Here is a 25,500-nt window from a genome sequence, read left to right as displayed (position 1 = left end):
GTCCTGCTTTCTATTCTAACCTGAGAACTAACGGCTTGTATAAAGTTCCTTGCCAACTATCAGACCGTCCCCATAGGATGGCACAATATAGGTGGTAACTAACTAATATTGAAAAAGAAGTCGGAATACACAGCGACTTTTCGGAAATCCAATTTCATAGGACATCATGACCATAGAACACACCAGCGAGTTTATTTTTGGCGGATCCATTCTGGCCCTGCTGTGCGTATTTGCCAGCATTCTGTCACGACGGCTGGGGGCACCTATTCTGCTCGTATTCCTGGTACTCGGCATGCTTGCCGGGGAGAACGGGCCGGGTGGCATTCAGTTCGACGATTTTAATCTGGCGTTCTTGTTGGGCAGCCTGGCCCTCGCCATAATTATTTTCGACGGAGGTTTGGGCGCGCGCAAAGAAACCTTTCGGGTCAGTCTGGGCCCTGCACTGTCGCTGGCCACCGTCGGGGTTGTCATTACTGCGGGTCTAACCGGCATTGCCATCCACTGGATTCTTGACTTGCACTGGTATGAAGCGTTGCTGATCGGGGCCATCGTGGGATCGACCGATGCGGCTGCGGTATTCGGCCTGCTCCGCTTTGCCGGACTCGAACTCAAGGCACGCACCAGTGCCACCCTGGAAATTGAATCCGGCACCAACGACCCGATGGCGATTTTTTTGACCGTCACCCTGGTGGAAATCCTGGAATCCAGCCAATCCAATTTCGGCTTCTCCATTCTGAGCGCATTGCTCCAGCAGATGGGGCTGGGGCTGCTGTTAGGCGCTGCGGGGGGCTGGCTGGTGGCGAAGCTTCTCAAGGGCTTGAACCTGCCCGCCTCCCTTTACCCGCTGTTTGCCCTGGCGGGTGGCTTAAGCGTATTTGGTTTAACCAATGTCATCGGCGGTAGTGGCTTTCTCGCCATTTATATTGTTGGAGTCATAGTCGGGAATTCGCCACTGCCACACAGTAATGATATTCACCGCTTTCACGATGGTATGGCTTGGCTAAGCCAGATCGGCATGTTTCTGATGCTGGGGCTCCTCATTACCCCCAGCCACCTTCCACCAATCATCCTGCCCGCTATCGCCATCGCGCTGGTGATGATTTTTGTTGCGCGGCCCCTTGCCGTCGTGGTGTCTTTGTTGCCGTTTCATTTTCCATGGCGGGAACAGGTGTTTATCAGCTGGTGCGGATTACGTGGTGCGGTGCCCATTATATTGGCTTTATTCCCCTCTCTGGCTGGCATGGAACACACCAAAATTTTCTTTGAACTGGTTTTTTTCGTGGTGTTGATCTCGCTGATATTGCAAGGCTGGACCATTGCCCCGATCGCCCGATGGCTGCGCATTGAAGTGCCTCCTCTGGCCGTTGAACCGGAGCACCTGCAAGTGGCGATCCCAACCGAGCAGGAACAAACTCTGCACATTTATGACGTGATACCGGAGTGCCAGGCAGAAGGCATGCAAACACTTCGCTTGCCACTTTCAGAAGGCGCTCAGTTGATCGGGGTTATTCGCCGGGGGGTGGTTATCAAATCGAAGAAATCCCTGGAACTGTCCATCGGCGACCGGGTCATGCTGCTTGCCAGCGATTCAACAAAGGACTTCGGTGCCCTGTTTTCCCCATCACTGAAAACGAATACAACCGGCTCCATGGCGTTCTTTGGGGAATTTGTTATCTCGCCTGAAGCCGCTTTGTTTGATCTTGCACAGGTGTACGGGTTTTCACTGCCCGCCGCTCACGAACAAAAAACAGCGGAAGAATACATCAATAGCAAATTCCACGCGAAACCGGTGATCGGGGACCGGGTCACGCTTGAGAAAGTGGAACTGGTAGTCCGGGAAACCAAAGACGGCCGTATTACCTCTGTCGGTCTCAAACTCATCATGTAATAGAAATAACTACTCCACTGTCAATTCCGTCACGACCACCGCCCCACTGGCACTGGTCACCAGCACGCTATCAGGGGCCGGTGAAATACCGCCGAATTGCTGCTGATAATATCCCAACAGGGGTTTCCAGCCGATCTGGCCGAGTGGAACCTCGGTGCTGCCATAAACCAACGTTGCCTCAATTATTGCAGCGCCCTCGGCCACGGCATCTGAATCAGCCCGTATCCAGACCCGTTCGTCGTTTTGAAAATAGTAGGCTTTTTCAACGGTCAGCGTTTCTGGCGGCGTTGGCGGGGGATCGTATTCAGCGCAACCGTATGTGCCTTCCACCGGCAGATAATCGGAGCCGTGGCCGGAGCTGGACACGGTGACGCAATCCGGCGGATTCAGCACGTCGATGAATTTGTTTTGGTACGCGCTATGGTCGCTATTCCAGTTTAATGTACCAAGTTCCCTATCACTACCGGCGGTGGTGGCGGTCACCGTGAGTATGGCACTGGAAACCGGATGCAGGTCAGACGTCGCCCGTACCCACAATGCCTGTTCATCCGGCAAATAGATCGCGCGTAACAGATCAACAGAATCCGTAACCCCCTTTTCCCCCGGATCGAATGCCACCGGGCCTGGCGGGGTGGCCGTCAGCGCTCCGTTTTCCAGCGCCCGATACAGTTGATCGGTCGCTACATCGGTATGGTAATCAATCACTCCACTGGGCCATTCAACGCGCAAATCGACCGCGCGGTTCGTGCCCAGACCAAAATGCAGTCGTTGATGATGCTGGGCCCAGCGGTGATGCCCCCCATTCTGCTCCCGTAGCTGGGTTACACCGCCCGCGGTTGCATACACTTTAGCGCCGATACCATCGGTATTGGATCGAGTGCCCACCAAGTCCAGCTCGATCCAGTGATGGTTATTTTGCGTGGTATTGCGATACAGATGATCCGCAGAAGCGAAACGCACGGGGAATAGTTGCACGCCATTGGTCACGAACATATCCAGCCTGCCGTCGCCATCGAAATCAGCCACCGTCACATTATCAACAAGACCGTGACCGTCGGTTACCGATGACCCTAAGGGTCCGGCAGCGCCACCGGCATCGGCAACCAGATCAAAACGGCCATCTCCTCGATTTTCGTAGAGCAAATTGGCGAGATTTTCAACACCACCGGAACACACCAGATACACATCCTGATCCATGTCGTTATCGAAATCACCGGCAGCCGCCCCACTGCAACTCACCGCGTTATTGAGATCACCGATCTGGCTGGCGGGCGTCAGCGGACTGCCATAACCGTCGAATCCGCTACCGGTATTCAACAGCACAAGCGGTTCGATAGGGAAGTCGATATTGTTCAGGCCTTCAATCTCCAAATCGGACACCGGTGCGGAGCTTTTTATAACAAAATACGCGGTGGTATATTTGCCTCCATTGGCCAGATCGATTTCCCAAACCTGAGTCAACGGGTTGTAGCCGATGTAAATTCCGAGATCATCCGGAAGGGTGGAGCTGTGTGGCTTGATTCCGTAATTGAGAGGATTGGACGCCTCCAGATTAAAGCGGTAAGCCGTGGTGTCGAGGCGGGCTTCTGCTTCTGGATGGTAGCCGCCAGCCCCGAAATGATAGCGGACCAAGCCCAGGAAGCTGTGCATATCAATTTGCAGGTTTCCTCCGGGTGATTTGAAGCGAATGGTTTTGTCGTCGCTACCGGCGCTGGCGGTGAACCAGGTTTCCACTAGTGCGGGCCCAAACTGCTTCGACTGGGAACGTCGAATGCGACCCCGTACCAGCAGGATATCGTTGAGCTGATCGCCGTTAAAGTCCGCTATCGCCGTATCGACCACCAACGGTACGGGCGGAATGTTAGCGGTGATGTTACGAAAGGGCAGGGTCGACATATCGTACGCCACCTGTGGAAAGATACCTTCGGGAACACCTATGTATTCCAGGCTGGTATCACCGTTCAGATCGATTAATATGCCGAAATCCTGTGCATCACCAATATCGAATCCCGTAGCAATACTGCTATCAAAAAAGTGTTTACTCAGGGGGTTCTGCTGCATCGACCAACTGCGGGTGCGACTTTGAACAAACAGATCAAGCACGCGATCATTATCGTAATCGAGCCACATCGGCATTCTGCCCTCGCGGTCGTCCTGTAACCAGGCCGCTGCGGTTCGGTTGCGCAAGACACCCCCTTCATTCATCAGCAATTCGCTGTCCCAAAGGGAGCCGGTGGTAACATACAGATCCTGATCACCATCCGAATCGATATCAGCCCAGGCCGCTCCGTGTTGGTCAGCAAACCGATTGCCTTCCAACCAGGCAAGATCGACGTCCGCTTTCTTAGTAACGTCCGTAAAGGTACCGTCGCAGTTGTTTTTATAAAGAGCCGCCTCGTCCCGGTGATGATTTACAAACAGGTCGGGGCAACGGTCATTGTTAAAATCGCCCCAGGATGCCCCCCAGGCTTCAGCCTCTGCAAAGGGCCCGTCTACCTGCTGAAAACGAATATCAGCAGTAGCCTGCGGCACCCAAATAGCCAGACTGATTGCGGTTGAAGATATGAAACAGATACGATAAAGCCGTTTGCCCCAAGTGCTACCCATGATTTGGTTCCCTCCAAACATGAACACAAAAAATTGTGACAAGAATCACAACAAAATTACCCAATGACCTATATGCTATAGCAGAACTATTTCTATTTGCATATTTTTAGCGAATTAATTTCGTGCTGCTGCAATTAATTTGCGCCTTCCTATCAAAACGCCCCTCCCCCAACGCTTAGCCCCTGTTCTACTGTGCTTTGACCTGTGTGAAGGTTAAGGGGCGCTTTGGCCTGAACGCAGAATCCGGATCAGCAGCGGGTTTCACGTATTCTTTTTGTACAGGGTTTGCTATTTTATGCCGCAGATTTCGCTTCGGGGATATAATGCAGGCGAGCGACCAGAGGCGGTGGCATTACGGTGAATCATCGGCTGCATTGAAGTAGTGGGAGTAATAGGCTTAAATCATGGGATTCGACATTAACGTAGGCGCAGTGATCAATTCAGGTAAATGGTTAGGCATATCCACTCTCACGATTGCTTGCATGCAACAGGGTCTGGCCGCTGGTTTGGGTAACCTCGACCTCACCCCGTCGGTTGCCGTCGAACACGCCTATATTGATAACCTGTACTATCAGCCGCAAAGCCAGGTCGATAGCTGGAAGACGACCGTTGCCCCCGCGCTGGAAGTGAGCGGTGACCTGAGGTCTTTTTCGGCGTCGGTAACCGTATCCGGCGAGAAAGGCGTTTATTCCGATAGTTCAGATGATGACTATCTCGACACCTCCCTGCTGTTTAAAAGCAACTATGAGCTGAATCACAGCAATACCATTCAGCTTCAGGTGTCCCGTGACGCCGGACACGAAGATCGGGGAGCCGGTTTGAGTGATGGACCAGTCGCTTTTCTGGTGGATAGCCCAATAGAGTACGACGAGTCAGCGTTGGTCGCTAAATACATTATTGGTTCTGAGTCCTCACGGGGCAAACTGGTATTCAGGGGTTCCTTTCTCGAAAAGGAATACACCAACTTCGAACGTTTAACTGATAAGCACAGTTACGAGACCGTCTTCGGCGGTACTAGCTTTTATCTTAGAGTGGGTAAAGGCATCCGCTTGCTGATCGATGGGCAAGCGGGTTCAACCGATTATATAAATGATCCGGATGCAGTCGAAGGCCTAGAAGATTCGTTTGACCGGCAGTTTAAAAAATTGCAACTCGGGGCTACCTGGGACCTGACGTCAAAAACCCAGGGCACGATTAAAGCAGGCTACCGATCTATCGATTTTAAGGATCATGATCGAAAGGATTTCAATGGTCCGAGCTGGGAGCTGAACGCGATATGGAAGCCATACACCTACACCCGTTTTCAATTAACCAGTTTGCAAGAAGACAGGGAATCCACCGGCGAGGGCAGCTTTGTTAATTTTCGGGAAACCCGGGCAGAATGGAGCATGGACTGGACTGTCAGAATGACCTCCCGGCTTTTTATCGGCCTGGGACATAAAAGTTTCGAGGACAGTGTTCCCAATCGGGAAGATGACCTTACCGGTGCAGGCATGAGCATCGAATATGAATTACGTCGCTGGCTTGACCTGGGCTTCAGAGCTGAGCACAGTGCCGTTGACTCCACAATTGACGTGTATAATTTTGAGCGTAACCAATTTACCGTCTACGTTAACGCTTCCATCTAACCATCGCCTCGGCAGCATATCGTCTAATCTCGCTTGCGTCCCATTCGAGCACTCCGTTGGAATCAAATTCCTTGGTGGTGCTGTACTTGACTTCAAACGTGCCAGTGGGCGTGGATTGTAAATTAGTGAGCAGGTTTTCAGTCAGAGGCACGTCGGACACGAAACCACTTTCAGGCACCAGATGATATAGCACATAGGCGTCCCCCTCGTAGTCACAGACTTCTTTAATAACTTGTAACTCGCCTTTAAAAAGCGTCTCACCGACATTGATATTCAGACTAGCCACGGTTTCAGGAATACGAAAATTCAAATTCTCGGTTGCAACGCCAAGGGCGTAATCAAGCGGGTTTTTCAGGGCCAGGAATTCATCACAATACGCCATTTTACCGAGGCCTATTTTCATTGTCGCAGCGTCCTTATTCAACGCTTCCAAGCTGGGAAACGACAATGTTATAGGCAAATGATGGTAACTGATCTGGAACACCACCTGGTCATAATGGGTAAGGTTTTCTACGTGGAGCGAGTCGGCTTGACTACTCGTTACCATGCTTAGAAAAATCGTCGCTAGACAGAATTGATTGAATTTAGTGCGGCCAGTCATAGGATGATGTTCTCTTGAATTGACGACTTGATGTGTGTCCTGCCGAGTTTACCCACAAATACATGATCTCAGCATCGAAGGAAAAAAGCCTGACGCAAACGCGTCAGGCTAGCAAGTTATTGCTTGTTTCTACGATGTCCAGGCTAGGGATCAATGACAATAGTAAAGTCTTCCACGTGACGCTGAATCGTTCCGCTCTGTGTTGCCGTAGCCTGGCTTACTACTTTCAGTTTAAACGTTTTCGAACCCGCTTCAGTGGGGATACCACTTATGACGCCCGACTGACTTAAAGACAGACCTGCCGGCAGCCTCCCATTATATATCGACCATTTATAAGGGGGTGTTCCGCCCCAGGCACTGAGAGTAAAGGAATAGCGCTCGCCGACTTTGCCGCCCGGCGCATCAAATACCGTGGTAGAAACACCACGATTTTCAGCAAGCATCTGGGCAAGTGAATTTTTAATCGCGCTATGAGCGCTGTTTTTAATTTGGTTTTCCTCTTCGAACGGATCATTTTGCAGATCGTATAGCTCATCGGTAACGCCATTGGGGTTATCTATGAACTTCCAGCGACCATTCGATATGGCTGACCACACGCCGTATGCGCCCGGATGCCGGCCCCAACTCTGATGCACGAGGACATCACGCCAATCCACATTCCCTTGACCGAACAGCGGGGTCAGACTGAGACCATCTGCCTGAGGCCTGTCAATACCAGCCATATCGATTACCGTCGCGGCCACATCAAGATCGGGAGAGACCAAATGCTCAGAGTCCGTCGTCACGGGTATTCCCGGACCCGCCATCACCAGCGGCACCAGCAGAGACTCTTCGTAAGCGTTGCCTTTCTCAGTAATGCTGTGTTCGCCCCAGAGAAAACCATTATCCGAAGTAAAAATAATGACGGTGTTATCCAGCTTCCCTAACTGAGCCAGCATGTCATGGATATCGCCTATGGAGCGGTCGACGGATTGCAACGACCTCAACATATCCCGGTGGAATTCATCGTCCGGGTTTTTCAACACGGAAAAGGCGTTAGGATTCGCAACCCAATAGGGCTTATCACTGAGGTCGGACTCGTGATAACTGCGGCCACGGTAAACATAGTCACTGAAAAGTGCCGTGTCCGGGGCATCCGGGGTGGCCGGGGCATGCGGCGCATAAGGCGCCAAAACAATAAAGAACGGGTCTTGCCCAACCTGCCCGAGAAACGACAACACTTCGTCCCGGTGGAAATTCGTCACATATTGTTCAATGTGAACACTCTGTCCGACTGAGGACGAACTGCCACTGGAACCACGCGTAACGTCGAAGCTATTCCAGTCATCCCCCGCAGGCCCTCTGTTATTCGCGGTCCAGCTAGACCAGCCCGGTGGCACGTACTTGGGCGCATAACCATTGAGGTATTTGCCGACAAACTGGGTGCGATAGCCCCCCTCCTGCATGGCAACCGCCAGCGTATTGCCATCCTGGAATAACGCAGCCCCCCCATTATCACCCGGGTTACCAAGCACCCCGGTATTGTAGGGGTAAAACCCGGTAAAAAACGCTCCCCGTGAGGGGCAGCAAAGCGGCGTCGATACATAAGCGCGCTCAAATGTGGTGCCTTTGGATTGCACTTTTTCCTGCAGGATGGGCATCGCCCACAAGGTATCGAAACGCTGGTCGTCCGTCAGAATCACGATAAAATTGGGCTTGTTAACGTCCCCGTTAGACTGGCACTTGCCCAGTGTGTTCAGGTCAAACGGCGTGGTTACCGGATACTGTGCCGCCCCGAGATAGACCGTGGCACCAGCGCCGGAAGAGGACGCAAGGGAAGAGAAACAGGCGCTGGCACGGTGGTCCACTTCAAAAGAAAAGCCATCCAGCGCTTTGTTCCAGACCTTTAACTGATATTGAAGGCGGGTCGCCGCGGCGTTGAGTTCCAGCGTATCAGAGCTTTCAAAAGAATACTCAGACAGGTTGGTCAACTGTTGATCTGTCTCGACCCACCCCAGATAAGTGGCACCCTTGCTGTTACCGCCGCCGGTGACCTGCATGCTCCACTCTCCGCTATCACAGTCCTGCCATACAAACAGAGCCTCCGTCGTGGCGGAATCGAAACTGGGTTTGCCGCAAGCTGAAATCTCGTCGTCATTGATGGTGCCTATGGCGGTGGCGTCCGACAGTGCAACACCCACTGGATTGGAGAGCACCACTGAAAACGTTTCCGAGCCCTCTGCCTCACTGTCTTGTATCAAGGGCACCTCAATCAAACGGCTAAGCTCACCCGCCTGAAAAACCAGTGTGCCGCTGGTCTGAACGAAATCGGCGCCTGGCGTCGCCGTGTCTCCGGCGGTCTTATAATCAACGGTAACGGTGTCTGACGCTGCTGCGGACAAAGAGACCGTGAAGATCGCCACATCATCGCCTTCGCTGATCGTCACGTTATCGATCATCGCCTGAACCGCCCCGCAGCTGGCCAGGGTGTTTAGCTCCAGCGGGTATTCCACCGCCGTTTTATAAGCGCCTATGAATAATGGCGCCCCAGCAGGGGAAGCGATATCAAAACAGGTGCTGTCCGCAGCATCAACCGAGAATGTAAAGCCATCATACCAGGGGGAGACCGTTTTCATACGGAAGCTGACCAGCTGTGGATTACTGGTGTCGAGAATATCGCCGTTTTCAAGGCTGCTGCCTGACACATCGTCAAGTGAGCCGGTAGTGGTCAGAGACCCGGTGTAGGTGGCCGGACCCCCTGATTCGGGGGCTAACGCGGTCACATTCCATTTGCCACTTCCGCCACACGCCTGCCACAGGAAAATGCCCTGATCGCTTATATCGGTGTCCGGCTTCCCGCAGGCGGAAAGCGCAGGCGCGCATGGCTCCAGAGACACGGTATCGAACGGGGCGGTAACCGGCGTTCTATCCGGCCCAACCAATACAGTGCTGCCTGAGGGGGTACCCGGCTCGAGTTCGAAACACGCACCTGCGCCATTCGCCGTATTAAAAATGAATCCGTCGTACCAAGGACTACCTACGCGTAAGGCGAAATCCAGCGTAGCGCCGGAAGGCGCTGTAAACACGTCGTTAGATTCGATACTGATCGGTACCAGATTGCTAAATGGCTGTACAGCGCGCACCCGGCCCGCGTAGGTTTGCGCACCGGTCTGCCCGGCAGCGACCATCCGCACCTGCCACTCCCCGGTATCACAGGTGCGCCACAGAAAAGTGCCTGAATCGGAATTCCGGTCCCAATTCGGCTCACCACAAACGATGTCCGCATAGGATGAACCAGAAAAAAAGGCTAAAACCAATAAGGAATAAACGAGGTTCCTGCCCACTGCCATTCGTGCCAACCCAACGATATGATTCACTACCTGTGCCCCTGTCAGCTTTACCCAAAATGCGGTTTCAGAATTCCTTATTTTCCAATCAAGTTATAGACGCCATATGGAGAAAAGGAAAAGCGGGAAATCTATCTATATTCGGCCCGGAGCGCTCAAATTACTGAAGTTGTTAAATTAAACGCTTCGGATTTAATTCAGTAAGGAATTGCCAGGCCGTTACTTGCGCATGATTACATCGGAATCAACGCAGTATTGGCTGCATATTACCTATCTCGCATCCGAACTGTCTAATAAAAAACCTAATTGCGGCGCAAAATGTTAACCAGTTACGTTTTTAATACAATAACCTGTCATCTATTGTTGCTTATTCGGTTATACAATGGGCACTTTCCGACGTGAATTAAAAGAACTAGTTTTGGGGTTTTAAAAAGGGGGGATACACCACATGCAAACACCAATCGAACTTGGGTTCGCTGCTGCGTTTTTTGCTTATCCGGCAAAGGCTTTGCCCATCTCATCTCTGTCAAACATCACGACACTCAAATACACCGAAACCTGGCGAACAACGGACTAACCCCCCAACGCAAAATTTAGGGGTCGCAGATTTCGATCGTGTAAGGGATACAGCTTGATTTGCTGCGCTGTGTGCCGGGCGTGAGTTACACCCACTGAGCCAATCATAAAGATGGCTTGCAGGCTGTGCTCCATGCAATTTTAACTTTAAGGGATTAAGAGAGAATTCTATGTTTACTCGTTCTGTATTCTTATTGGGGCTTTGCTGTTCCAGCACACTGGTTGCGGCCGCACCCATCTCATTTCAGGATCAATCCAAAGCAGCCGGATTAGACGGTTATGTTGAATCTTGGGGTTTAACCTGGACCGACATAAACGCTGATCGCAGACCGGATCTATTTATTCAGGGCCACCGAGACTATCCCCAGGTTTACCGAAACACAGGTAGAGGGACCTTCGAAGATGTCGCTAATGAGTATGATCCAAACCAGATTTGGATGAAAAAGACCTACGAGGATAAGCACGCTGCCACCAGCGCCGATGTTGATAATGATGGTGACCAGGATATGCTGATCGCGGTCAGCGGCTCAGGTCCGGCGCAATTACTGATGAATCGGCAAGAGTCCGGTGGTAAGTATGTGGAACAGGCCAGCTCAGCGAATCTGGATTACGACGAGACGGCGCGTATGGCAATCTGGTTCGATTATAACAACGACGGCTTGCTTGATGTTCACCAAATAAGCAGCGGGGGATCCACATTAATGAAGCGCAGCTCATGGCGCTTTCGCTATTCCCTGGACGACTTAAACCGCTGCTCCGGACACGGTGATTACGGGCAGCTGACAGACGTTAACAATGACGGCCACCTCGACTATATCTGCGGTCGCCAGGGTGTTTTTCCTCAACAGATCTACGATTATTCCCGAGGTTATTTCTCGAGTTTTTATCGACTCAATAACCGGGTACCGGAAGTCGGCAACGTCATCGACTCGGTGACCGGCGATTTCAATAACGACCTGAAATCCGACTTCATTCTGATGCGGGGGGCTCTGCGGGGTTCGGGCGCAGCCAGGGTGAGTGACCACGGCATTGATGGCTGGATGCGAGGGGGATCTTCTACCGGATTCAGTTTTACCGCCGAAGGACAGGTCACGTTCACTGTCGACCATGACCCGATGGGCGTTGAAACCGAGTCGAAGGTGGTAGTGCTCGACACCAACGGACCCACCAGCGCATCGCCAGGGGGGGTCAGAATTTCCTATTCATCGCGTACCGGCAAATGGACAGTGACCCGAGGTTCTCCGGATCAGGCCTATGTGCAGGCGCGTAGCGAGAGCCTGATTAGTGAGCCTGAACTGATCGATATAAAAAGCGGAGAAATGCCCACCCCGGTGTTCCACCTGGTTAACGGGGATTCCGGCTTTTCTATTGATCACACCACCGGTATCAGTCGCGCAAAAAGCTGTGTCAGCGGTGTGGCGGCGGATTTCGATAACGATATGGATCTGGATGTTTACATGGCCTGCCGACAGGGGGTGAACAACCTTGCTAACCGCTACTTCGATAACCAAGGTGACGGTACCTTTGTCGAAGTGTTGTCTCACGGTGGAGAAGGGCCTGTGGGTGCGGGTCTGGAATATGGCGTTGCGGAAAGTGTCGCGGTCGCAGACTACGACGTCGATGGGTTTATGGATGTGGCGGCAACCAACGGCCTTCTTTATTACCCAGTGGGTAGCGGCGGACCTTATAGTCTTTTGAGAAATAAGGGTAACAGCAACAAATGGATTGAAATTGATTTAGAGGGTGTCTCCTCTAACCGGGACGGTGTCGGGGCTATGGTTTATGCTACCGCCGGCGGGGTCACACAACTGCGTGAACAGAACGGTGGCTATCATCGCTGGTCGCAAAATTCACAACGAATCCATTTCGGATTGGCTTCCAATAACACGGTCGATATCACCATCAAATGGCCATCAGGTGAAGTAGATACCCATTCCAATGTACCCGCAAATGCACTCTATCAAGCCACTGAGGGCGGCAACATTTCACCTGTAACACTCGGGCCCGAGGAACAAACAGTGGTAAATCCAGGCGACGAGTGCGGTGAACCTGTCTATACCAAAACCTATGGACCCGCCATCACAATGTGGAAAGACTGTGGCCGCAGCAATGAGTGGCGATTACGTTTTTACAGTGGCAATCACAGTGCATACCCACTCGCCTCCACCGGTGCCATCTACGGTGATGATGCTTTCCAATACGCCAATGGTGTATCGCTCGCTGGCGACGACATTTTGTTTATCAATTCCGGAAATGCGCTTAGTTTTGATATCGCAGTTCAGAATAAAGTCAAAAGTGAAAAAGGGATAAACCTGTATACGGGCAGCCAAACCACATCCTGTCTTGATTTCACCAACCAGGATATCCCCAACATCATTGTCGGTGACAGCCATAAACGCATAAAAGCGCCTTTCGATTTAATTAAGCTTTCAACCTGCGAGCCGGATTCCAGTGGCGGTGGGAACAATGGTGGCGGCAATGGCGGCGGCGGTTCTATTTCCGATTCCTGCTACGAGCCGGACTATGACAGTAAAACGGAACAAGGCGTCTTTATTTGGAACTCCTGTGATGGCAGTGACGAATGGCACTTGCGTGTCACCGGTGGCGGCGATTCCTCGGGCGTCAGCTATACCGGCCACATACAATCGGATGGCGGGATTAATTATTCCGGCTACAGCATCGAACCCAGCGATGTGATCGATACAAGTGATCCTGACGCCTTGGAGTATCTGCTCAAAGTATGGAATAACGCACAGGATGGTATTGACTTCGTAGCAACCGAAAATGCCTGTTTCAGCTCAACCACTAACGGCTTACCGGTTTATTTGGGGCGGTCACGCAAGGCGTTAACCAACCCGGTTAATCTTACTACCCTGGAACAGTGCGTCGGGCAGGTTATTCCGCCCCAATGTGGCGAACCGTCCTATGATAATAAATCGGAACCCGGCTTATACGTGTGGCAGGATTGTTCTGCAGACGATGCAAATGAAAGCTGGTATATCCGTGCGGTCGCTGGCGGACTCAACTGGGCACCGTATAGCGGATTACTAAGCGCCAGTGAGTTTGTGGTGGCATCAGGAAATCAGCTTGAAACCAACGATATCGTGGATTCGGTGCCCAATGATAACGAGGTCGATTTCACCCTGTATGTGGGTAATGGCGGCGTTGACGGAGTTGATGTCCAATTCCCCGCAACAAGCGATACCTGTCTCGACATTCTGGACTTGCCCTTTGGTTCACAAGTTTATGTGGGTGAAAACAAGCAACCTGTCGAAGGCCCGTTCAATTTAAGCGATCTGGGAGCGTGTCAGTAAAAACCGGAAATCACCAATCCGGTTTCTCATAAAAAAAGCGCCCTTGCGGCGCTTTTTTTATATTGCAATCGTAGTGAGCAACCACTGCCAACCTAGACTGGCACGACTACTGGCATAGGCCCCTGTAGACTTCGTCAAGCTGTTCAGCAATCGAGTGGTAAGCGCGATTTTTCTCAACGTAGCGTCGCCCTCTTTCTCCCATCTTCCCGGCCTCTTCTGGATTGTTCAGAATGGCAATGATGGCGTCTGCAAATTCTTTTTCATCCCAGGAGACACAATAGCCCGCCTGACTGTTTTCTATAACTTGAATTTGGTCCGGGTGATTATTTGCCACAACCGGCTTTCCGAACGCCATATACTCCACCAGCTTGGTCGGCGAAGTTGAGTTCAGAATAGGGGTCGGATAAAAAGGCGACACGCAGACATTCGCCCGGCTGAGGAATTGCCAAGCCTGCTCCATCGGCAAAAACCCTGTAAATACAATCGAATCCAGAATGCCAAGCCTGGTTGCTTCGTCCAACAACAGTTGCTCATCTTCTTTGCACTGCCCTCCACCAACAAGATACAACTTGGCGTTGGGAACCTGTTCCATTACATAACCATGAACCCGGATTAAAAAATCCAGCTTACGATCCCGTACCAACGTTCCTAAATAAAGCACTACCGGGCTGTCTTCTTTCACCGGCTCCAGTTGTAACTTGGACCATTCTGTCAGTTTGGCCAGGGAGATTCCCATAGGGACCGGCAATATCTTGTTGGCGTCAACACCGTTGGCGACCACGTCTTTTTTCATCTGGTCACTTTGCACGAAAACAAAATCAGCAGAGGGCATAATTATTTTATAAAGAATCACTTTCAACGCGACACTGCGAAAGCGGTCAAGCACCGGAAAATCGGATTCACCATCTTCAATACGATAGGCATACATTTCAGGAAAAGGAAATGACAACCAAAAGTAAAACTTACAACCAGACAGCCTGGCCGCGACCAGCCCCGTGAGCGCACCAAAAAATCGATCCCTCACCTGAATGAAATCGTATTTTCGCGTTTTTGCCCTGGTAATAATCGTAAGATCCATCCACAAACCAAGCAGATGTTTTTGAATTTTCCCGAACATGCCTGAGCGCCTGTCGGTGGCGGTAACCCAGGCTTTTCCGCCATCCCAGGTGGTATGATAGGAGGCCGGAATAGGTTCTTTAGACTGAAACATCCAATCAATATGGTGACCCCTGCGTTTCAGTTCATCGGCAAATAGAATGACAGTATCGGGGCGGAACGGAGGGAAAGGCTCTCTAAGAAGAAACAGGTAATTCAGATCATGCCCCTTCTCATCTATCTTTTTTTCTACCACTTCTAAACTTCCTTTAACTATTTAGACTCTGCCACCGGCATTCCACGCTTGTACCAATAAATAAGAAATCCAAAAATGGTTACTAAGATATTTTGATACCCAATGTGAAACACAAAAAAGTTCTTATGCCACATACTGATATAGAGAATGACTATGGCTCCCTGAATACCAAGAAAGATACCCGATAGCCAGCTGTCATGAGAAAATCTATGTTCTAACCGGCCAGCATGAGTAAACGCAACCACAAAGATGGCATTTAGGATTAAAAATCCAATCACGCCCGATTCCCACAACACAGCCATTGCTGCCAGATTACCTACACCGTAGCTCCGAGGGTCTTTTATCCCCAATTTAATAGCCAGATTATTACGCGAATCCACACGCGTCGCCCCGACACCATACCCAAAAGCGGTGTTGGCAATGGAGCCGTGGTCTTCCGCCCACAGTTCGATACCGGCACCGCGGGTTAATTTGCCGTCCGTCGCTTCATCCTTCGAAATATTATACTCTACCGTGTAGACAATCAGTTCGGACCAGGATGACACCTTGCCCTCGGGTGCATGTTGTACGTAGGTATAAAACAGGCCCGCCACAGTGATAAAAACCAGCACCGTGACACCGAGAAAACGGGCAGAATTGGTCAATATGCCTTTCCGGAACACCACGAAAAAAACCACAAGTGCATAGATGATCGAAACCTTGGCCTCATTGATCATAACCGGTAACAAGACAATTACAGTGATCAGTATGGTGGCCGCCGTTGAGATTCCTCTTTTCTTCCACAACGCCAGCAAACAGGACCAGACTGAAAACATAAAGACGGCCAAAACCGCATTGGCGCCACCACCGTCAATCGAACCACCAAAAGTGCCGGATACAATATCAACAGGCACAATCCCCTTCGCAATGGAATGTCTTAGAGGAGCAACAAAAAAATACTGATGCAATGCGAAAGGAACCTGGATTAATGCCAGGTAAAAGATGGACATGGGCAGCCAGCGTCGCATCAATCGCTCATCCCAATTCATAAATGCGATAGCAAACATCAAGCCCCATAGTTGAAAGTAGCCTTTCATACCAATCGCAATATTAAGCAATGAAGTTCGATTGATCACAGCCGCAAAGACGTTAATTAGCAGAAACGCAATCAACAGGAAGCCGAGCGTGTCGTAACTCTTTTTACGATCAACACCCGCAGGTTGGTTTGACGACTCAATTAATATGTACAACAGGAAAATAAATGAAAGGGGTATTACCGCCCAGCGGATTAACTCCAATGATGGAAAATAGAGCTGCGCCAAACCCGCTAGTACATACGCGATCAACATCGTGATGCCGAATAGTGCAACCGGATACAATGCGAAGATGAGGCCAATCGGCGCTGCTGCAAACAGCAGTATCAGCTTCAAGTCTGCTTTTGAGGTAACGACCCCGGCTACTATTGCGCCCAGCGTGGCCAGCACAAATAGCAAAACGGGTTTTAGTTTTTCAGTCTGTTGTTCACTGAGTACCATGACTAAAACACCCCATTTTTAAACGGCGGATTTAGCGCCACATGCTGAGCTCCCGGGATAAAATCGATTCAAGCTGCGTAATTTCAGTGTCGAACTCGACCGCGAGATTCTGGATCGTAGCCTCTTTCGGGGGCGGCACTGCCTTAGCAGCAGAAACTTTATTAACACCACTGTACAGCTTGCTCAGACCCATCTTGGCCAGATACCTCCAGAGAAAATCCAGGCCTAAAGATTTGACTGTTTTGCGCAAACCTTTCCTCAGTTTTTCCAACCCCTTATAGCGATTTACATAGCTTGGATTAGAGCGGGTGTCCAGAGCCACCGAACGGTGCTGATCATCCAAAGCCAGAAATTGATAAATCTTTTTCGCCGCGGCTTCGCGGTTAGCAATAACGTCTTCGAATAACAGGATCAATATATTCTCGCGCGGAAATACACTCATCCAGCGCTCTAAATGGGTCGCATAGAGTCCCTGCTCAATATAAGTAGGATTGTTGGCCAATCCATTTTCAAAGCTGATATCTTCACCGCTAAGATGCCCGATACGCACTTCATGCATGTGATTCGACACCGCCCGTTTTATAGGGTCTCTCAGGGAAACAATCAGCTTTATATCCGGGTAATGGCGATAAACCCGGGCAGGAACGGCGGGCTCATGAAAATAGGATGGAGAGATTTCACCAATAACGGACTGCGTGCCGGCTTCAGAAAAATTGTTCTCATACCATTGCAGGCCATGATCGTACTTGTATGAAAAAAAATCCACCTCTTTCAGTTCACTTAAGGCAACATCGGGGTGGTCCTTCAGAATGTCATAGATCCAGGTAGAGGCGCATTTTTGCGCCCCGATACCGATAAAAGTTGGCTTTGGCATAATATGTACGAATCAATTATGAATTAGTTGCAGCTGCGCTTTACAACGTGGGTTCTGAAAGCCGAAAAGGATCAAAATCTCAATCCCGCGCTTATTCTGAAAACTGAACAACCTCCTCCTCGGATTTCTCATGCCAATAGGTTAACAGCTCATCATAAGAGGACAGGACATCGTTGAATAAGAACTCTTGCCCATGCCTCTGATAGCTGTTACTGCGCATTTTTTCTATATAAGCGTCATCAGTATCGACGCGTTTGATCACCGCTTTGCACTCATCTTCGTCTTTAAAAAACTCTGCTTTTTGGCCTGCAACCCAACGATTAAAACGATTATCGTGCGCAAGCACCGGTGACCCGGCGCCCAACGTTTCCACCAAAGACGGATTGGTACCACCTACCTGGTGACCGTGAATATAAAGTCGTGTAAAAAAGCGGAACGCATTCACAATCGCTTCATCATAAATGGCGCCGACAAACTGCACGTCGTCGCTTGCAATATCCATGACCTTTTTATGATAGGCATTGCTTTTAGGATCAAAATTTCCAAGCACGACTAGCGGATTGGCTCGCGGTTCGGAAGAATACGCTTTAACGATCTCGAATATGGAATTTTCAGGTTCGGGGCGTGCAACTAACAGGCAGAATCCATACTTCTTTAGATTAAATTTCTCAAGAATGCGCTCATCCGCATCGTTGATGCGGTCCGAGCAATAGGGAATAACGGTAATCTTTTTTTCGCTGACTCTGGATTGCAGATGCTTGCTTATTTCCGGGTGATCAGCAATAAGGTGATTCCCCAACCAACTCCCCAAGCACTCGTTGATAAAGAACCAGACTCGGCTCAGCAAAGACCATTTTTGGCGTTTCCATTCCACCCCATCCATATTGAAGAGGTTAATTTTCCCCTTCAACCGGAACAGGATTGAAAAAATGGCGGTGTTATAACCAAGCGTCAAATTCATACCCTGTTTTTTTAACGCATCTTTGATCGTGAGCCAGTCAAAAATGATCGAGCCAAACGCTCCGTCGCGGGACACAGGCACGTGAATGAGTTTAACCCCATTCCACTCGTCCGAATACCACTTGCCCTTGCCCAATTCCTGACAATAAACAGTCACGTCCCAATCCCGATCAACCAAGTAAGGCGCGAGCTTCTCAGTAAAGGATTCGAAACCACCGTGACACGCTGGAATACCCCTGATTCCATGTATGAACAAACGTTTTTTCTTCGACATTATTCTGTCCCAAATAACAATTAAGTGTTTCGACTATCAGTAACCCAACATGCTCATTGTTTCATCGAAAAGTGTAGAGATGGTCTCCTCCAACTCCGGCTTGGCTTTTCTTTCCCTTACTTTTAAGGCCTTCTGGGAATAAGCAAGAACGTCATCCGACGGCGCTAATTCGCAAGCACGCAACAACTTTTCCAATTCAATGGCAGGCTCTCTGACAAGATCTTCATACTTGATGTGATAAACGTCGTTCGGCCAGGAATTTAATGTTTCGATTCCCTGACGCATTGTTACAATCCATTCCAACGCCGCTCTATTGACATGATCCAGCTTGTTTAGATCAAGCTTTGCAACATCGCTATATTCCGGCAACACTGTGAAAATCTGATCACACAAATAGGTCCATTTAATATCCCCACGGCCCCACCAGTCATCAGTTCTTTCACCGACTACCACACCCTTGTCTTGCGACCAATGCGCAACAGAAGCTACGGCATCGTTACCATTACGTGATATGAATACAATCTTTGAGGTCGGTAATATACTTTTGAGATAACCAACCCTGAAAATAAATTCCGGATACTTATCAAGCGGTCTTTTTATACCGGTTAAAAAAGCATACCTGGATAGAACTCTTCCGATCTTTAACTTTGTTTCGGCATGAGCATCATCCGGATTCAGCATGAAGCGTCCGCTTGAGTCAACATAATCGCCGCATACATCCGTTTGTGGATCAGCAAGTGACCACATCAACTTAGGTTCGTTAAGAAAACCCACGTCTTTGTGCAGCGAAAGTATTTTCCCCAAGACAGTTGTGCCAGATCGTCCCAGCCCGGTGATATAAATAGGCCGATCCGGAGATGGACTACCAGGCAACTCGGCCAACAGGTTTAAAAAAGTTTTCACAAAAGGGTTTAAAAACTGACCCCGAGTAGTATGCGGTCTTCCCTCGAAGAAAAAATAACTCACTAAACGGTGGAACGCATTACGCTTACCAAACGTGAGGTAGATTTTATCAAGTTGACCAATCATGTTGACTGAGTTCCGGATCTAACTGCACTTTGTGACGTAATTGCCACACCCAGCGCAGAGTATAACGACTCCATTGCTTGGGAATATTGTTCAATTGTAAACTTTGTAGCCACATGTATCCTTGCAGCCCTTCCCATCTCAGACAAACTGCTGTTGCTCATTGCACCCACTTTGAGTAGAACCTCAGTCAGCTGATATTGATTACCACTCTCAAAGAGAAACCCGGTGACCTCACTTTCAATGAGTTCCGGTATGCCTCCAATGTCAGCGCCAATGACAATTTTTCCGAGGGCATTGGCCTCCAACACACTCATCGGCGCATTTTCATACCACTCTGAGGGCAACACCACCGCTCGCGAGTTTTTTACAATCGGCCACAACGTTTGCTTATCACAGAAACCGAGAAACTCTACATCGCCTCCGACTTCTTCCGCATAACGTCTAATTGACTGTTCGTCCGGCCCGGTGCCCACGATTTTCAATTGGCTACCCGCCTTCGCATTCGCAGCAAGCAGAGTTTTTAATCCTTTTTCGGGCGCTAAACGGCCAAAATAGAGTAGGTACTCGCCGGGATCATAAACCGGATCAAACACGCCTGCGTCGACATAATTGGGAATGTATACCAGCTGCTCTTTGTCCCACCCCCACTCCTGTAACTTGTTCGCGAAAAAGTGGCTGGGAACCACCACGCGATCCAAGTTGCGTTTATAGAGACCCAATGATTTGTGCACAGATGACTCAAGCATAACGAGAGAGCTTACCGCCAGAGAATCGTGAAGACAACGATTCAAGGCCACGTGGATCAGGTTTCCGTTTTTGCACTTTTCACATATGCCGCCTTTATTTAGCATTTTATAAGCCGGGCACGCAAGTTTAAGATCGTGCGCTGTCATTACTGTGGGAATGTCATAGGACTTGAGCACTGAAAGTACAGATGGAGATAGATGATGATAAATACAGTGGGCATGGGCAATATCCGGTTTCCAGTCGCGGATAAGTTGATCGATTTTCCAGGCGGCTTCTCGTGAATAGATGATTTTTCCAGCCATTTTGATTTTATCGATGGCTGAATATTCAGAGCCGAACTCTATTTCATCAGCGAAGTATTTATCCCAGGGTGTGGATTCATTATTAGGGTGATGCATTGAAAAGAAGCCGGTATCCCAGCCTTTGGAGCGAAATAGTGCATCGTGCTCGAAATAGACCGCATCTGCACCACCCCTTTTATAATGATAACTGTTGAGTGATAACAGCTTCGGCTTACTGCGACTAGTCATTTTTTTTACCCAAAATTGCTTGTATTTGTATCCACGCGCGACGTGGATTTGATAACAGCACACCCACGATGTGCAATGGATACTTTGCGATTTGCTTCGCAACAGAAAAACTCGGCAACGAATTGTCCTTATTAACAGGGAAAGAAAAAGCCTGCATTTCAGTCGCGGCAACCCGCTCACAAATGGCCACTTCTCCTGGAGTTAGTGTCCTTTTCCAATTGTTTACTGCTTTTTTTACAACACCTCGTTGTTGATCCGTATTCTGCCGGTGCGACGAACCAATCTGCTCAATATCCAGCATTTCGCTTTCGTAGGGCACATCCAAAAACGCGCACAGATTTCTGATTTGCTGTTCGGGGTCGGACATGATGTCTTCGAAACGAAGGATAAATACCCGCTCATGTTGTTTCAGTTGCAATGCGAGGTTAGTTGCTTTCACCCAAAGTTTGGTGATGGTATAGGCGTGGTAATTGAACCAGACTCTGATTATTTCCGAGTAGGGAATGTTGTCTCCCCCGTAACGCTTGCGCTTCCAGCGGTTTTTCTGTGATGCAAGAACGTCTCTTGGATCGCGCACTATATGAACTATTTTAAGATGGCGATAGTACTCCAATAAAGCACCGGCATAAAAAATATTGCGTGGCGTCTGTTCACAGGCCATTTCCTTGCCGTGACTCTTTGCAATATGATCAAGAGCCAAGGCAACCACATCTCCGGCCCCAATCGGTTCATTGCCAATTTGCTGCAAAAGCTGCTCCGCTTCCTTGGCATCTTCATCGTTTGCCTGCCCCCAGATATCGCGTTTGCTTCTTGCTAATAACTGAGTGCACAAATCAATCGCGTGCGGTTTGTCCATGTGCTTTTGCAGCTTGTTGGGATCGACCAGCTCCCCGAAGCAATGCAGTTCCTTGAGCCCATTGATTAAGCTGTGTTGGCCCAGCATTCGGCTGAGCATAGTGGTTCCGGATCGAGAAGCACCGGTCACGAAAATCATCTTGTTATCTGCTAACACTGTGTAGAGTCCATCAATGTGAGTTACGGTAGGGTTACACCGCCTATTTATCTGTACCCGCAGCCAAATATTGTTCGAAATAGAACAGGTTTCGAAATTACTCCTATTGGCGAATCATTCTTTCGTCGTGGACATACCAGACTTGGTTTTCTGTGGTTGTATCACATAACTGGATACGGAAGCGGGGGGAATTACGATCTCGACAGTTCCGTCTTTAGAGTGGGTTGCGCTGGTTTTGTCAGTTATGACATTCTCATTCAATTCTAGATTCAGATCATCGGCGTCTTTTCCTTCCTGACCTGCTATATAAAAACGTTCCACTACCACGTCTTTGGAGGCAAATGGCTGGTAACGCACCATCGCTTTTTGTGGTCGCGAGGAGTGGTTCACCACCCACAGACCTAACTGATCAGCCTGTTTATCCCTGAACGCCACGGCACGAACATCGTATCCTGACGGATACCCGCTCACATTGGTGCTGGAGGTGTGCGTTGTCATTACGATAGGCAGATCCATCTCACGTAAAGCCCGAAGCCCATAATAAATCGGTCGCGGCCTAAGATCCTTATAGCGCACGCTATAGTCGAACAACTGCCAGGGACCCGCGTTCAAACCATGCCAGACGGCGCCTTTTATTTGCGGAATCTGAGCAATTGCAATCATGTAATCCGCCGTACTTAATGCACCGCCGAGATTACTTACAAACTGCGAAGTCAGATCTTTGGTCGGTTTATCGCTGCTCATTTGCCGGGCGTGTTCAGTAATCCAAATGTTGGGATCCTGGCCGCGGATCGCCCGATAATCCTGTATGCTCTCCTCAAGTAATTTGAGCCAGAACGCCAGGCTGCGCGATCTGCCATCGGTGCGCTTGCCATTGTAATAGTGATGCAATGAGTAGTCCGTAACCTCCGGCAACCCCTTCATTACCGTTTTCATATACGCGTCCGGCGCGCTCTTGCCTCGGGCTTTATCCTTCTTATATTTCCAGATAAAGTCTCTAAGAAAAGCGATGTACCGGGCATCCTTATCAACTGAGTGTATTGCATCAATGGTTTTGCGTGACCGGGCTACGTATTTATCCGCATCCCACTCGTATTTACTTCTGTCCAGCTCATTGCCCAATTGATAGTAGCGTGGTTGACCCTTCACTTTTTCGGCTAAGTAGCGGGCAAGCTCTTTATTTTTATCCGCAACCTCTTGTTCAGCGGATTCCTGTAATGGCTGTAACGGGTTATTACCGACAAGGTTAAGGACATACAGAAACCGGCCGTCAACCTGATCCAGAAATTGGACGTATTCATCTAAACCAAAAAGGGCTTCCTGGGGAGGAGACTTAAAGATGGTATTTTGCTTGGGTCGACGTGCGGCCAACCCGACGGATTGTTCCCAGGAAAAAGAATTCGCCACCAGCCCACCCGGATACCGGTATATCGCCGACGGGAAGTATTTCAAATGATCAACAATGGCCGGGTAAACCTGATTCTTTTTTTTGTCCCAGAGTTGATTCTGAAACGACATATAATTGATATTAAAGCCGAACAATTCACTGGGTAGTTGTTCACGAACGATGGATTTGGAATCGATCTCTATTTGTATTGATCGGGCGGGCGTTACTTTGATATCACCCTCAGGTTGACCAAAGAGTTGCCCGGATAACATCATCAGAAAGAGCACTGAAATTCTTTTCATTTACTTCACCTTGATCTGATTCAGGTTTTGCCCAACCGGCCACGAGCTAATGATGTAAGCATCTCTTTCTCTTTTTTCAGTAACGGTGGCTTTACTGCCATGCAGGCAATATATACCAGAACGGATACGACCGCAGCCAACAGATACGAACTCGTCACAGTCAAACACCAATAGCCCAGTGCGCCGGACAAAAGAGAATAAAAAGCCACCAACAATGCCAAGCCGTAGTCAAAATGAACAACATAACCATGCTTGCGCAACAAAAGTACAACAACGATATTAGCGGACATCGTGCCCAATATATTGACCACGATCAAAGACCACAAACCTAAATAGGGGAAAAGCGGAATCGCTACCAGCAGCGAACCCGACTGTATTAAGTTTGAGAGCAGAATTTGATTTTTCTCGACCGTCTGTACCAGCAGCTCTAACGTCGTACGTAACCCTTCCGTTAACATCAACGCCAAAAAGCCGGCCAGCAGGTAGGCGGCTGCGCCATATTTGTCTGCGGTCAGCCAGTTCAGAAACGGCTCGCCGACCACCACTAGCAACGTCATCGGTAATGCCAACAGACTGAGGTTCAATCGGTAGACAAGATTGGACAACCCGACCAACTGGCTGAAATCCTGCTTTTCGGAATAATGCGCGATGAACACCGGCCGAATCATGCTCATCATCATGTTGGTGGGCATCAACCGTCCGGCAATATTATTCAAATTATCAGCAAAGCCGAACAGCGCTAACTCAGCACTCCCCATAAAATGAGCGGCCACTAAGCGATTTGGTGCGCTGCCGTACAGGGTTCGGGTTTGGTTAAGCAGTCCACTCCATAAACCGAATTTAATTACCCGCTTCCGGTTTTCTTGCCACCAATTGTGATTTCCCTCAGCTCTTTGAGCATCTGCTGAGCGCTTGAAATACCAGCCCGTCGACATCACCACAAGCGATAAAAGTTCGGAAAACAGCTCAATAAGAACGACGGCCCAAAGATCCAAAACGCCCCATTTCATAACCGCAATGACGCCCACCAGACGAGCGAACCCGCCTATGGCCATGCCGTACTGAGCCTGCTTCTGCCAGAGCAGCGCCTCTAACGACTGCGAAAGCGAAAATGCACTCAGCCGCAGAACACCGACCCCGGCATACCAGGGCAGTACCCATAACCAGGTTTCCAGCCCCAGCTCATCGCCGAACATAAAGGCAAAGGGAAGCCCCAGGAGCAAAACGACGATGACCATAGAAGCTCTGGCCAGCATGCCCCGGGACAAGAGCCAATACATGGTATGGTTATTGCCGCTGGACCTCAGCTCCGGAATATATCTCAACATCGACTGCTGAATACCGACGGATGAAACCATTCCGACAATAGTGATCAACGCCTGCAATGAGATATAAACAGCGTACTCGGTTTTCTCCAGGTATCGCGCCAGCAGAACCGTGACGGCTACAGTAACAAACAGCCGCATGCCTTTGCCTAATAACAGCGGCCTGAGACTACGACGGATGGCTGAAAACCCATAGTTTTTGGTGTAGGAGGTATTCATTGATGAATACCTCCTCTATTGAAAAGCACTAGCAAC

The 25,500-nt window shown here is 49.7% G+C and carries 15 protein-coding genes; 3 read left to right on the top strand and 12 right to left on the bottom strand.

The features are described 5' to 3' along the window. The first annotated feature begins 166 nt into the window (after positions 1-166). Complete coding sequence (locus FT643_RS17740; protein WP_156872765.1) at positions 167-1,888, top strand: potassium/proton antiporter; 1,722 nt, start codon at positions 167-169, stop codon at positions 1,886-1,888. Between the two features lie 9 nt (positions 1,889-1,897). Here FT643_RS17740 and FT643_RS17735 read toward each other — a convergent pair whose 3' ends face one another. Continuing rightward, positions 1,898-4,495, bottom strand: coding sequence for a CRTAC1 family protein (locus FT643_RS17735; RefSeq protein ID WP_198043655.1), 2,598 nt, complete (start codon positions 4,493-4,495; stop codon positions 1,898-1,900). 404 nt (positions 4,496-4,899) lie between these two features. On the opposite strand from FT643_RS17735, the gene FT643_RS17730 reads away from it, so the two are divergent. After that, complete coding sequence (locus tag FT643_RS17730; RefSeq protein ID WP_156872763.1) at positions 4,900-6,123, top strand: outer membrane beta-barrel protein; 1,224 nt, start codon at positions 4,900-4,902, stop codon at positions 6,121-6,123. Here FT643_RS17730 and FT643_RS17725 read toward each other — a convergent pair. Both FT643_RS17725 and FT643_RS17720 read right to left on the bottom strand, forming a co-directional pair. Further along, positions 6,107-6,670 carry a hypothetical protein gene (locus tag FT643_RS17725; protein ID WP_156872762.1) on the bottom strand — a complete coding sequence of 188 codons (564 nt, stop codon included), beginning with the start codon at positions 6,668-6,670 and terminating at the stop codon, positions 6,107-6,109. The genes FT643_RS17730 and FT643_RS17725 overlap by 17 nt on opposite strands. 197 nt (positions 6,671-6,867) lie before the next feature. After that, positions 6,868-10,080, bottom strand: a complete 3,213-nt coding sequence (locus tag FT643_RS17720) for a sulfatase-like hydrolase/transferase (RefSeq protein WP_156872761.1) — start codon at positions 10,078-10,080, stop codon at positions 6,868-6,870. A 716-nt stretch (positions 10,081-10,796) separates the two neighbouring features. Between FT643_RS17720 and FT643_RS17715 the strand changes: the two genes are divergently transcribed. Further along, positions 10,797-13,940: a CRTAC1 family protein gene (locus tag FT643_RS17715; RefSeq protein WP_156872760.1), complete on the top strand. Its 3,144-nt coding sequence runs from the start codon at positions 10,797-10,799 to the stop codon at positions 13,938-13,940. A 106-nt stretch (positions 13,941-14,046) separates the two neighbouring features. On the opposite strand, the gene FT643_RS17710 is transcribed toward FT643_RS17715, so the two are convergent. From FT643_RS17710 to FT643_RS17670, 9 genes are all read right to left on the bottom strand, one after another. Continuing rightward, on the bottom strand, positions 14,047-15,291 hold the full coding sequence (locus FT643_RS17710; protein ID WP_156872759.1) for a glycosyltransferase family 4 protein: 1,245 nt from the start codon (positions 15,289-15,291) through the stop codon (positions 14,047-14,049). A gap of 17 nt (positions 15,292-15,308) precedes the next feature. Continuing rightward, complete coding sequence (locus tag FT643_RS17705) at positions 15,309-16,805, bottom strand: hypothetical protein (protein ID WP_156872758.1); 1,497 nt, start codon at positions 16,803-16,805, stop codon at positions 15,309-15,311. A 31-nt stretch (positions 16,806-16,836) separates the two neighbouring features. Continuing rightward, positions 16,837-17,679 (bottom strand): sulfotransferase domain-containing protein, encoded by an 843-nt coding sequence (locus tag FT643_RS17700; protein WP_156872757.1) that lies wholly within the window; start codon positions 17,677-17,679, stop codon positions 16,837-16,839. A gap of 91 nt (positions 17,680-17,770) precedes the next feature. Beyond that, on the bottom strand, positions 17,771-18,913 hold the full coding sequence (locus tag FT643_RS17695; protein ID WP_156872756.1) for a DUF1972 domain-containing protein: 1,143 nt from the start codon (positions 18,911-18,913) through the stop codon (positions 17,771-17,773). A 36-nt stretch (positions 18,914-18,949) separates the two neighbouring features. After that, positions 18,950-19,942: a sulfotransferase family protein gene (locus tag FT643_RS17690; protein ID WP_156872755.1), complete on the bottom strand. Its 993-nt coding sequence runs from the start codon at positions 19,940-19,942 to the stop codon at positions 18,950-18,952. Further along, a complete protein-coding gene (locus FT643_RS17685) occupies positions 19,939-21,219 on the bottom strand; it encodes a glycosyltransferase family 4 protein (RefSeq protein ID WP_156872754.1) in 1,281 nt (426 codons plus the stop codon). The genes FT643_RS17690 and FT643_RS17685 overlap by 4 nt, the downstream gene beginning before the upstream one ends. Continuing rightward, positions 21,212-22,213 (bottom strand): sulfotransferase family protein, encoded by a 1,002-nt coding sequence (locus FT643_RS17680; protein ID WP_255473960.1) that lies wholly within the window; start codon positions 22,211-22,213, stop codon positions 21,212-21,214. The genes FT643_RS17685 and FT643_RS17680 overlap by 8 nt, the downstream gene beginning before the upstream one ends. 132 nt (positions 22,214-22,345) lie before the next feature. Next, entirely contained in the window at positions 22,346-23,920 is a 1,575-nt protein-coding gene (locus tag FT643_RS17675; RefSeq protein WP_156872752.1) for a hypothetical protein, read from the bottom strand. 20 nt (positions 23,921-23,940) lie between these two features. Beyond that, the gene (locus tag FT643_RS17670) at positions 23,941-25,464 is read right to left on the bottom strand and encodes a lipopolysaccharide biosynthesis protein (RefSeq protein ID WP_156872751.1); all 1,524 of its coding nucleotides are present in this window, start codon (positions 25,462-25,464) and stop codon (positions 23,941-23,943) included. Positions 25,465-25,500 lie beyond the last annotated feature (36 nt).

Source organism: Ketobacter sp. MCCC 1A13808 (genome assembly GCF_009746715.1).
In the GTDB taxonomy this organism is placed as follows: Bacteria; Pseudomonadota; Gammaproteobacteria; order Pseudomonadales; family Ketobacteraceae; genus Ketobacter.
This window is presented reverse-complemented; position numbering and strand designations above follow the sequence as displayed.

Excerpts from the sequence above, each read along its gene's own strand:
- FT643_RS17670 (WP_156872751.1), bottom strand. The coding sequence starts at position 25,464 with ATGAATACCTCCTACACCAAAAACTATGGGTTTTCAGCCATCCGTCGT.
- FT643_RS17680 (WP_255473960.1), bottom strand. The coding sequence starts at position 22,213 with ATGATTTTCGTGACCGGTGCTTCTCGATCCGGAACCACTATGCTCAGC.
- FT643_RS17695 (WP_156872756.1), bottom strand. The coding sequence starts at position 18,913 with ATGTCGAAGAAAAAACGTTTGTTCATACATGGAATCAGGGGTATTCCA.
- FT643_RS17690 (WP_156872755.1), bottom strand. The coding sequence starts at position 19,942 with ATGATTGGTCAACTTGATAAAATCTACCTCACGTTTGGTAAGCGTAAT.
- FT643_RS17685 (WP_156872754.1), bottom strand. The coding sequence starts at position 21,219 with ATGACTAGTCGCAGTAAGCCGAAGCTGTTATCACTCAACAGTTATCAT.
- FT643_RS17730 (WP_156872763.1), top strand. The coding sequence starts at position 4,900 with ATGGGATTCGACATTAACGTAGGCGCAGTGATCAATTCAGGTAAATGG.
- FT643_RS17725 (WP_156872762.1), bottom strand. The coding sequence starts at position 6,670 with ATGGTAACGAGTAGTCAAGCCGACTCGCTCCACGTAGAAAACCTTACC.
- FT643_RS17700 (WP_156872757.1), bottom strand. The coding sequence starts at position 17,679 with ATGCCAAAGCCAACTTTTATCGGTATCGGGGCGCAAAAATGCGCCTCT.
- FT643_RS17705 (WP_156872758.1), bottom strand. The coding sequence starts at position 16,805 with ATGGTACTCAGTGAACAACAGACTGAAAAACTAAAACCCGTTTTGCTA.
- FT643_RS17675 (WP_156872752.1), bottom strand. The coding sequence starts at position 23,920 with ATGAAAAGAATTTCAGTGCTCTTTCTGATGATGTTATCCGGGCAACTC.
- FT643_RS17740 (WP_156872765.1), top strand. The coding sequence starts at position 167 with ATGACCATAGAACACACCAGCGAGTTTATTTTTGGCGGATCCATTCTG.
- FT643_RS17735 (WP_198043655.1), bottom strand. The coding sequence starts at position 4,495 with ATGGGTAGCACTTGGGGCAAACGGCTTTATCGTATCTGTTTCATATCT.
- FT643_RS17715 (WP_156872760.1), top strand. The coding sequence starts at position 10,797 with ATGTTTACTCGTTCTGTATTCTTATTGGGGCTTTGCTGTTCCAGCACA.